The following is a 9,943-nucleotide window of genomic DNA, read 5'->3' on the forward strand; positions in this document are numbered from 1 at the left end:
GCGTTGGCTGGCAGAGCCGGGCCTGCTACTCACCGGCGGCGTGGATCCATTTGCGGCAGCGCCGGTTCAGAGCGGCCTGCCGCCTGTTCCTGCACTGCAGGTTTACAGGGTGGCGATTATGTCGAAATCGTGTCCCGAGGCCATTGCCAAGTGGATTGGCTGGACCGCTTTACCTTCATTGAAATTTACGGTCCCTCGGGGCCCCGCGTAGGAGGCCTGGACGGTGTTCTCAATGATTCGTTCGGCCTTGGTGCTACGTGTCCGGGTTGCGGCGTCAGCCAGAAACCGAATCCCCTCGTAGCACGATTCGGCCATGTTGTTCAAAGGTGGCGCAGAGCTGCCGTGCAGCCGGGTGTAGGCGGAGACTAGGTCCATGGCCTCGTCCGTTCGAAGTGACCTGAAGTATGAGGCTGATACGTATAGGTTTTCGGTTGCTCCGGCACCGCTGGCGAGCAACATGGTTTCTTCCATGAGTGGGCTGTAGCGTGCAATGCGAGCAGAGAGGCCTCTGCGGGCAAATTCACGGTTGAAATCGACGGCATGTTGACCAACCAGGAGCATCAGGACTCCGTCACAGTTGCTGCGCTCTGCAAGGTCCACCAAATGGCGGATGCGCCCTCCACCATAGGGCACGAAATGCTCCCCAATGATCGAGATGCCTAGATCCTGGCTCTGGCTCCGGATAGCCGCGCAGGAAAGGCGTGGCCACACGTAATCGTCTCCGACGACGAGCCAGCGCCGCAGCCCGGCCTGCTTGCGAAGCCATTTCAGTGCCGGTGCAATCTGCATGGAAGGCGTTTCGCCCAGACAGACCACTCCCACCCTGTCTTCTCCGCCTTCGTAGAGAGAGGTGTAGACGTAGGGTAGCTTTCCTGCTGTCTCCCGGGCGATGGCTAGACGGACAGAGGAAATGTGCCACCCGGTGACGGCATCAATGCGTTGCTCGCGAATCAGGTCCCGGATCCTGGCTGCGACAGCCTCCGGCTTGGCACCGCCGTCGATCAGCTCCACAGTGACGGGTCGGCCTCCTACACCGGAGGTTGCATTCAACTCGGCCACTGCCAATTCCGTTACGGCTTCGCAGGAGGCACCAAACATCCCGGCGGGTCCCTGGAATGGGACGACCATGGCCAGCCGCCAGCTCTCATCGCACGATTGAGCCATTGTCATCTGTTTCTTCCGAGAATAACTCCATGCGCCGGGTCTGGTTGGGGAGGATAAACCAGCTGCCGTATACTATCATGGCCTCTATCGGCGAAATAAGGAGCTGTCAATGACGATCGACCTTGAAACGTCGGCCGCGCCAGGCTCCTTCATTCGGGAAAATCAGCGGATCATGCACTTGCTGCGGAAAAAAGCCGCTGAGGCCCTGTCGGCCGAAGGGCTGAGCCTGGACGAATGGCTGGTTATTGATGCTCTTACCAGCGCGCCCCAGACCATGACCGACCTCGCTGATTACCTGTCCATCGCAGGACCTACACTCACCCGGATCATTGACCGACTGGTGTCCAAGGCCTTCGTTTACCGGGAGGTCGAACCCGGGGACCGTCGGAAGGTTCGCGTTCACATCGCCTCCAGGGGCAAAGCCGCACACTCGAAAACGGCGGAAGAACTGGCCCACATCGAAGATGCGGTCAGAACCACACGCAGACACGGCTAAACCTGCCCTCAGCCCGCATGAAGTCACGCCCAGGACCGCTGCGTCCGGCGCCCGTTCCGGCCTGCCCGCGCAGAGCGCCGTCGCAGTACCCACCTCACAGCGACCAGGCATAGGAACTTTGGACCGGCCGGAGCCGAAATACCTCCGCGGCCGCGCGCAGCACAGCGTAGGCCTGAAGCCGCGCCCATAGATCGTGTCCGGCTGAGTTCTCTGCTAGGTCTCGTCATGCGAAAAAGCTCTTGACGTGATCCGAATCACGAAGTACTTTCATATGAAACATCTTCGAATGAATCTATCGGCGGGCCCTTCGAACGAAGTGACCCTTCGACACCGGACCTGGTGACTAAGCCCTATTTTTCTGCGACCTAGACATCCTGAACCAGCTTTTTCAGCTTGCAGGATCGGACAAGGCTACCCCCTCTTTTTATGAACCAAGGAAAGGCACATTCCTATGTCCACAGACGTTGAACGTCCGGCCCCGGCCCCGGCCGACGGCCATAGCGCCGGCATCAGCGCGAACAAGGAGTCCCTTGAGGACTACACCCTTCGGTTCGCTCCCCGGTCCTACCGCAAATGGAGCGCCGGCGTCGTCGCAACCGGCGCGTTGGGCGGTATTGCTTACCTGGCGGACTTCTCCATCGGGGCGTCCATCGGCATGGCCCATGGCACCACCAACGCGCTCCTTGGCATCATGGTCGCCGCAGTCGTTATCTTCGTTACCGGGGTGCCTCTTGCCTACTACGCGGCCCGGTACAACATCGACCTGGATCTCATCACCCGCGGGTCGGGGTTCGGGTACTACGGGTCCATCATCACCAACATCATCTTCGCCACGTACACCTTCATCTTCTTTGCCCTCGAAGGTTCCATCATGGCCCAAGGTCTCTATGTGGGCCTCGGTGTTCCGAAACCGATCGGATACGCCGTTTCGACCATCGTCGTCATTCCTCTGGTCGTGTACGGCATGAAAACACTGTCAAAACTTCAAGTCTGGACCACACCGCTTTGGCTGTTGCTGATGGTTGTTCCTATGGGCTATCTGATCATCACCAACCCGGGCTCCGTTGACAATTTCTTCGATTACCAGGGTACGAACGGGACCGGAGCCCCAAGTTTCGCCGCCGTCATGCTCGCTGCCGGCGTATGCCTGTCCCTCATCGTCCAAATCGCCGAACAGATCGACTACCTGCGATTCATGCCGCCTAAAACAGCGGCCAACCGGACCGCATGGTGGCGGGCCGTGATCCTGGCCGGCCCGGGGTGGGTCTTATTCGGTGCCATCAAGCAGGCGATAGGGCTCTTCATTACCGTCTACATCATCGCCAAGCTCGACCCGGCCGCGGCCAGTACAGCAACGGAACCAGTACACCAGTTCCTGGGTGTCTATTCAGAGATGATGCCCGGGTGGCTGGCCATGACCCTGGCCGTGATCCTGGTCGTCATTTCCCAGATCAAGATCAACGTCACCAATGCGTATTCGGGTTCGCTGGCCTGGACCAACTCCTACACCCGCATCACACGCCACTACCCCGGCCGGCTCGTGTTCGTCATCGTCAACGTCGCGATCGCTCTGCTGCTGATGGAACTGAACATGTTCGAGTTCCTCAACACCATCCTGGGTTTTTACGCAAACATCGGTATCGCATGGATTGTTACCGTCGCGACCGACATCGCGATCAACAAATACGTTCTCAAACTCTCCCCCATGTATCCGGAGTTCCGGCGCGGGATGCTCCACGCAGTCAACCCGGTCGGTTTCGTCTCACTGATCCTCTCTGCAGGTATCTCCATCGCAATGTTCTTCGGAGCCTTCGGAAGCGCCGTACAGCCGTTCTCCCCGATCTTCGCGGTGATCATCGCAGTTCTCACCACCCCTCTCATGGCAATCATCACCAAAGGCAAGTACTACCTTCGCCGAACGGATGACGGAATCGATTTGCCCATGCTCGACGAGGAGGGGAACCCCTCGGACGTCCTGCTCCGGTGCCACGTCAGCGGCATCGAATTTGAACGCCCCGACATGATCGCCTCCGCGGTCCCTGCCGCGGATGGATCCCCCCAATACGTCAGCTCCCTGATGCTGGCAACCGACAAGAATGGGGACCTCGTCCTGCCGGCACAGAAGTAAGCCAAGCAGCAACTTCCGGCATCTCTATTCCGCAGAACTCTAAAACCGTTTCAACCCCTCACAGATCAAGGACATCAAAATGCGTCACGGTGACATCTCCTCCAGCCCCGATACCGTGGGTGTTGCAGTCGTCAACTACAAAATGCCCCGCCTGCACACTAAGGGCGAAGTACTGCAGAACGCCCGAAACATCGCCGAAATGATCCGCGGCATGAAAAAGGGACTTCCCGGCATGGACCTGGTCATCTTCCCCGAGTACTCGACCATGGGCATCATGTACGACAACGACGAAATGTACGCGACTGCGGCTACCGTTCCCGGCGAAGAAACCGACATCTTCGCGGCAGCGTGCCGGGAAAGCAAAACCTGGGGGGTCTTCTCCATCACCGGTGAGCAACATGAGGAACACCCCAAAAAACCGCCGTATAACACCCTCATCCTGATCAATGACAAGGGCGAGATCGTCCAGAAATACCGCAAGATCCTACCCTGGAACCCCATCGAGGGCTGGTATCCGGGAGAGGCGACCTACGTCACCGAAGGTCCCAAGGGTATGAAGATGTCCCTGATCATCTGCGACGACGGGAACTACCCCGAGATCTGGCGCGACTGCGCCATGAAAGGCGCCGAACTAATCGTCCGCTGCCAGGGCTACATGTACCCGGCCAAAGACCAGCAGGTCCTCATGTCCAAAGCCATGGCGTGGAGCAACAACTGCTACGTCGCCGTCGCCAACGCCGCTGGCTTCGACGGTGTCTACTCCTACTTCGGACACTCCGCGATCATCGGCTTCGACGGCCGCACCCTGGGAGAAACCGGCGAGGAGGAATACGGGATCCAGTACGCCCAGCTCTCCGTATCCGCGATCCGTGACGCCCGGGAAAACGATCAGTCCCAGAACCACCTCTTCAAATTGCTGCACCGGGGCTACACCGGAATCCACGCCGCCGGAGACGGGGACAAGGGCGTGGCCGACTGCCCGTTCGACTTCTACAAAACCTGGGTCACAGACGCCCAACAAGCCCAGAAAAACGTGGAATCGATCACCCGGACCACTGTCGGGGTAGCGGGCTGCCGGGTCGGGGATCTCCCCGTCGAAGAGGCAATGGAACTCTGACCCCCGCCGCACTGAAAGGAAGAACGCCATGCCGTACCTCAACGACATGTTGAACGCACAGAACGCCAAGCGCCTCGAAGAGGAAGACATCGTTGAGGACCAGACAGCAAGGGAGGCGGCGGACCCGTTCAAAAAGGATCCGCCGCGCCCCGGTGTCTTTGACACAAACGGCTTCGCCAGCCGCCTCGGCGGCCGCATCCTCGGCCAGAACAACGCAATCGAAGCCGTCACACGCGCCGTCAGCATCGCATCCGTCGGCATAACTGACCCCCACCGACCGTTGGCAAACATCCTCCTCGTCGGTCCAACCGGCGTCGGAAAAACCGAATTGGTCCGTCAGATTGCCTCCGAACTCCGTTCCGGGCCGGATGACCTGTGCCGCATCGACATGAACGCCCTCGCCCAGGAACACTACGCCGCATCCCTCTCCGGAGCGCCCCCAGGCTACGCCGGAAGCAAGGAAAACTTCTCACTGTTCGACCGAAGCAAGATCGAAGGTGACCCATACACTCCAGGCATCGTGCTGTTCGACGAAGTGGAAAAAGCCCACCCAACCGTCATACGAACACTGCTGCAGATCATGGACAACGGCATCCTCCGCCTGGCCAGCGGACAGGAAACAATCTCCTTCCGGAACTGCTACGTTTTCATGACATCCAACCTCGGCTCCACAAAAGTGGCACGGAGAAGGTCAAGTAAGCGGCACGCAGTAACGCGATATCTCCAGTCCCTAGCCCCTGGCATGACTGCGATGGCGGGCCACCAAACAGAGGAAGAAATCTTCCGCACCTCCGTCAAAGACTTCTTCGACATCGAACTACTTAATAGGATCGACGAAACTGTCGTTTTCTCCCACCTGGACGACAAAACAGCCCACCAGATTGCTTGCAATGAACTCGAAATTCTGCGCGCACGCCTACGCCGGAAGTCCATCGAAATCAGTATCGAAGACGACGTCATCAAGCATTTGATAGCTAAGGGATTCGATCCAGTATTTGGTGCGCGGAGCCTTCGCAGAGTAATCCGAACCCGAGTAGCGGCGACGGTCACCGACTGCATCCTTGGTGCCTCAGCTCAGGCACGGCAACACCCACTCAAAGTCCTTGTGCACACCGACGATGAGCAAATCGGTGCCCACCTTCATGACCCAGAAAAGCCCTAGAACGGTGAACAGAACAGACGCCCCGCCCAATGCCAGGACCAAGGGAATCAGCCAGAGAGGCTGGGCTTTCCTTGTCCTGATGGTCCCCTGCAAGAGATGAATGATGAGGTTCACATGTCCCAGGACACTCCAATCTCCACGGCAACCGTTTCCGCAGGCTCGGCACAGCAGGGCGACGCCTTTGAAAACCTGCTCCCTGAGACCAGGACCTTTCCACCCACGCCGGAGTTCGCCGCCAACGCGGTGGTTACCGCCGCAGAGTACGCCGAGGCCGAGGCCGACGCCGACCGGCCCGCCTTCTGGGCGAAGCAGGCCCGCGAAATGCTGAGCTGGAGCAAGGACTTCAGCCAGGCCCTGGACTGGTCCAACCCTCCCTTCGCGAAGTGGTTCGTCGGAGGCGAGGTCAACGCGGCCTACAACGCGCTGGACCGCCACGTCGAAAACGGCCACGGGGACCGCGTCGCGATCTACTTCGAGGGCGAACCGGGCGATACCCGCACCTATACCTACGCCCAGCTCACCGAGGAGGTCAAGAAGGCCGCCAACGCCTTCGAGTCCCTCGGCGTCGCCAAGGGCGACCGGGTGGCCGTGTACCTGCCGATGATCCCCGAGGCCGTCATCACGCTGCTGGCCTGCGCCCGGATCGGTGCCATCCACTCCGTGGTCTTCGGCGGCTTCTCCGCCGAGGCGCTCCGGTCCCGGATCGATGACGCCGAGGCCAAGCTCGTCGTCACCGCGGACGGCACCTACCGCCGAGGCAAGCCCAGCGCGCTCAAGCCCGCCGTCGACGAGGCGCTGGCCCACGAGGGAGACGGTTCCGGGCACACCGTTGAGAACGTCGTCGTCGTCAAGCGCAACGGCCAGGACGTCGACTGGCACGAGGGCCGGGACCACTGGTGGGACGACACGGTCGGGACCGCCTCCGCCGAGCACACCGCCGTCGGGCATGACTCCGAGCATCCGCTCTTCATCCTGTACACCTCCGGCACCACCGGCAAGCCCAAGGGCATCCTGCACACCACCGGCGGCTACCTCACCCAGACCGCCTACACGCACAAGGCCGTCTTTGACCTCAAACCGGAAACCGACGTCTACTGGTGCACGGCCGACGTCGGCTGGATCACCGGCCACTCGTACGTCGCCTACGCCCCGCTCATCAACGGCGCCACCCAGGTGATGTATGAAGGCACCCCGGATTCCCCGCACCAGGGCCGCTGGTGGGAGATCGTGGAGAAGTACAAGGTCTCCATCCTCTACACCGCCCCCACCGCCATCCGGACGTTCATGAAGTGGGGCAAGGAGATCCCCGCGAAGTCGGACCTCTCCTCGATCCGCGTCCTGGGCTCCGTCGGCGAACCCATCAACCCCGAAGCATGGATGTGGTACCGCGAGGTCATCGGCGGCAACGCCGGCAAGAACGGCGAGCGGAAGGAACACCCGGCGCCGATCGTGGACACCTGGTGGCAGACCGAAACCGGCGCGCAGATGATCGCCCCGCTGCCCGGGGTGACGGCCACCAAGCCCGGCTCCGCCCAGGTCCCGCTGCCCGGCATCGCCGTGGACGTCGTGGACGAGGCCGGGGAATCCGTGCCCAACGGCTCCGGCGGCTACCTCGTGATCCGCGAGCCGTGGCCGGCCATGCTGCGCGGCATCTGGGGCGACCCGGAGCGGTTCAAGGAAACCTACTGGTCCCGCTTCGAGACCATGTACTTCGCCGGTGACGGTGCCAAGAAGGACGAGGACGGCGACATCTGGCTGCTCGGCCGGGTCGATGACGTGATGAACATTTCCGGCCACCGCCTCTCCACCGCCGAAATCGAATCCGCCCTGGTGTCCCACCCCGCCGTCGCCGAGGCCGCCGTCGTGGGCGCCGCGGACGAGACCACCGGCCAGTCGGTCGTCGCCTTCGTGATCCTGCGCGGGGACGCCGTGGACACCGGAGACGCGATCGTGCAGGAACTCCGGAACCACGTCAGCAAGGAGATCGGGCCGATCGCCAAGCCCAAGACCATCCTGGTGGTCCCCGAGCTGCCCAAGACCCGGTCGGGAAAGATCATGCGCCGCCTACTCAAGGACGTCGCGGAAGGACGCGACCCCGGCGACTCCACAACCCTCGCCGATAACACGGTCATCGCCAAGATCGCCAATTCTCTTCAAAGCTAGGCACGAACCCCGGCGCTCAAAGCTTCAGTTACTCAGTCAGACACTGTCACATCGTTGACCCACGTCAGTCTCACAAACGATCGTTATTGAGACCGACAAGGCGGGACGAAAATACCTTTCCGGCTCTTGGGCCGTTCCACCTGGAACCCCGGCAGCGTAACTGGCGATCACGTCCGGGTTGAAGTTCGGTCCGTGCCCGGGAACCCGCGACACTGCAGTCAAAGCCCGTTCCAGCGTCAGGAAGTATCCAGCAGCTGGGCCGGCCTTCAAGCCGGCCGAGAAGTCGATTGCGCGGTCAAATGGCGGGTTCCTCACACGGCTATACGTCGCGTGAGTGGTCCGATAAGTCTGGCGGCTGGCATTCCAGACAGCAGCCCGCCAACAATGGAGGATGGACACGCTCGAAGAGCTAGGCCCGGAGCTGGTGTTGGCCTTCACCTGCGTCGCCGCCGTGGGCTCCTCGATGGTCCGTCATTTCCGCATCGAAGATGCGAAGTCCTGCACCAGGGTTTGCCGCAGAATCCTCTTGTGCGCCGCAATTCCTCAGTCACCTGACACGACCAACAACGCCTGTGCGCTGACCTGCATCGACGCCATCACCACCGCAACCACCTTGCTGGCGCGCCGTCTGTGCCCGCTCGATGACATCGACACCAAATATCTGGGCACTGCCGAAGCCGCCATAGCATCCCTCCGCCAGGATCTGACTTCCGACGCAGCGATCGTCCTACAGTCGACCTGAGGACACGGAACCCTACGCCCGGCCTGTGGTCAGGAAGGATCTGCGCCGTCTGCCTCCGCCAGCGGCCGGAATTCCCGGACCGGCTCGTTCCACTGGGTCCAGTCCCGGAGCCGGACCGTGGGCCGGCCGAGATAGTAGCCCTGACCTGCGGTGATTCCGAGACTGGTGAGCACGGCAAGTTCCTCGCGGGTCTCTATGCCTTCCGCGATGAGAACGGCTCCGACCTGACCGGCGAATTCGGTCATGACCTCGCCGAAGGCTTGGCGGAGGGCGTCGGTTTCGATACCGGCGATGAGGGTTCGGTCGAGCTTGATGAAGTCCGGGCGGATTTGCCTAATCTGGCGGATCGAATCGACGTACGAACCCACGTGGTCAACCGCCAGCCGGAGCCCCCCTCGGCGCAGGGGCGCCAGCGCGGCAGTCAGGGCTGCGGGCTCATCAACGGTCAAGGCCTCAGTCAGTTCGAGGACCATACGGTCCACAGCGACCATGGATTCCTCGAGGAGCCCCGGCAGGAGCGGGTCCAGGCAGGTGGCTGGTGAGAGCTTCAGTGCAACGTACACGTGCGCCGGAAGGTTCACAGCTGAGGTGAGGGCCGCCTCCACGGCCGCGAGTTCAAGCTCCCTGCCAAGCTGAACTTCTGCGGCTGCGGCGAACCACTGCCCCGGTGTGCCGTCCCCGTCGTTGCCGAACCGCGTGAACGCTTCGGCTCCCAGGACCTTACCGGTGGATAGTTCACGGATCGGCTGGAACGCGGTCACCAGCATCCGGCCCTTCAATATCCTCTCGATCCGCAAGGTCATGCTTTCCCTGGACTCCGGGGAAGGTGCGCCGGGACGGGACGACGGGTTCTCGGCATCCGTGGGGAGTCTCGTAAGAGATTCGAGAGCCATCAGGTGCTCCGTCAGCGCAACGTCCGGGCGTCCCGGATGGGCTGCCAGATGTGCACGGAGCAGTCCCTGGATACGCGC

The 9,943-nt window shown here is 61.4% G+C and carries 8 protein-coding genes; 6 read left to right on the forward strand and 2 right to left on the reverse strand.

Annotated features, from left to right (window positions below; genetic code table 11):
* Positions 1-102 precede the first annotated feature (102 nt).
* Entirely contained in the window at positions 103-1,170 is a 1,068-nt protein-coding gene (locus ASPU41_RS20720) for a substrate-binding domain-containing protein (RefSeq protein WP_069952954.1), read from the reverse strand.
* A 103-nt stretch (positions 1,171-1,273) separates the two neighbouring features.
* Between ASPU41_RS20720 and ASPU41_RS20725 the strand changes: the two genes are divergently transcribed.
* The 6 genes from ASPU41_RS20725 to ASPU41_RS20750 all read left to right on the forward strand — a co-directional run bounded on the left by ASPU41_RS20725 (position 1,274) and on the right by ASPU41_RS20750 (position 8,972).
* Positions 1,274-1,660, forward strand: a complete 387-nt coding sequence (locus ASPU41_RS20725) for a MarR family transcriptional regulator (protein ID WP_083266744.1) — start codon at positions 1,274-1,276, stop codon at positions 1,658-1,660.
* A gap of 451 nt (positions 1,661-2,111) precedes the next feature.
* Positions 2,112-3,788, forward strand: coding sequence for a purine-cytosine permease family protein (locus ASPU41_RS20730; protein WP_069952955.1), 1,677 nt, complete (start codon positions 2,112-2,114; stop codon positions 3,786-3,788).
* 79 nt (positions 3,789-3,867) lie between these two features.
* Positions 3,868-4,905 carry an aliphatic amidase gene (locus ASPU41_RS20735; protein ID WP_069952956.1) on the forward strand — a complete coding sequence of 346 codons (1,038 nt, stop codon included), beginning with the start codon at positions 3,868-3,870 and terminating at the stop codon, positions 4,903-4,905.
* A gap of 28 nt (positions 4,906-4,933) precedes the next feature.
* Positions 4,934-6,067, forward strand: a complete 1,134-nt coding sequence (locus tag ASPU41_RS20740) for an AAA family ATPase (RefSeq protein ID WP_069952957.1) — start codon at positions 4,934-4,936, stop codon at positions 6,065-6,067.
* A gap of 114 nt (positions 6,068-6,181) precedes the next feature.
* Complete coding sequence (gene acs / locus ASPU41_RS20745; protein WP_069952958.1) at positions 6,182-8,230, forward strand: acetate--CoA ligase; 2,049 nt, start codon at positions 6,182-6,184, stop codon at positions 8,228-8,230.
* A 391-nt stretch (positions 8,231-8,621) separates the two neighbouring features.
* The gene (locus tag ASPU41_RS20750) at positions 8,622-8,972 is read left to right on the forward strand and encodes a hypothetical protein (RefSeq protein ID WP_069952959.1); all 351 of its coding nucleotides are present in this window, start codon (positions 8,622-8,624) and stop codon (positions 8,970-8,972) included.
* A gap of 29 nt (positions 8,973-9,001) precedes the next feature.
* Here the strand turns inward: ASPU41_RS20750 and ASPU41_RS19920 are convergent, their stop codons facing one another.
* Entirely contained in the window at positions 9,002-9,865 is an 864-nt protein-coding gene (locus ASPU41_RS19920) for an EAL domain-containing protein (protein WP_197515875.1), read from the reverse strand.
* Positions 9,866-9,943: the final 78 nt, after the last annotated feature.

Source organism: Arthrobacter sp. U41 (assembly GCF_001750145.1).
Lineage (GTDB): Bacteria > Actinomycetota > Actinomycetes > Actinomycetales > Micrococcaceae > Arthrobacter.

Bases quoted from the DNA above. Each gene is read 5' to 3' on its own strand.
- ASPU41_RS20740 (WP_069952957.1), top strand. From the start codon at position 4,934: ATGCCGTACCTCAACGACATGTTGAACGCACAGAACGCCAAGCGCCTC.
- ASPU41_RS20725 (WP_083266744.1), top strand. From the start codon at position 1,274: ATGACGATCGACCTTGAAACGTCGGCCGCGCCAGGCTCCTTCATTCGG.
- ASPU41_RS20720 (WP_069952954.1), bottom strand. From the start codon at position 1,170: ATGACAATGGCTCAATCGTGCGATGAGAGCTGGCGGCTGGCCATGGTC.
- ASPU41_RS20750 (WP_069952959.1), top strand. From the start codon at position 8,622: ATGGACACGCTCGAAGAGCTAGGCCCGGAGCTGGTGTTGGCCTTCACC.
- acs (WP_069952958.1), top strand. From the start codon at position 6,182: ATGTCCCAGGACACTCCAATCTCCACGGCAACCGTTTCCGCAGGCTCG.
- ASPU41_RS20735 (WP_069952956.1), top strand. From the start codon at position 3,868: ATGCGTCACGGTGACATCTCCTCCAGCCCCGATACCGTGGGTGTTGCA.
- ASPU41_RS20730 (WP_069952955.1), top strand. From the start codon at position 2,112: ATGTCCACAGACGTTGAACGTCCGGCCCCGGCCCCGGCCGACGGCCAT.
- ASPU41_RS19920 (WP_197515875.1), bottom strand. From the start codon at position 9,865: ATGGCTCTCGAATCTCTTACGAGACTCCCCACGGATGCCGAGAACCCG.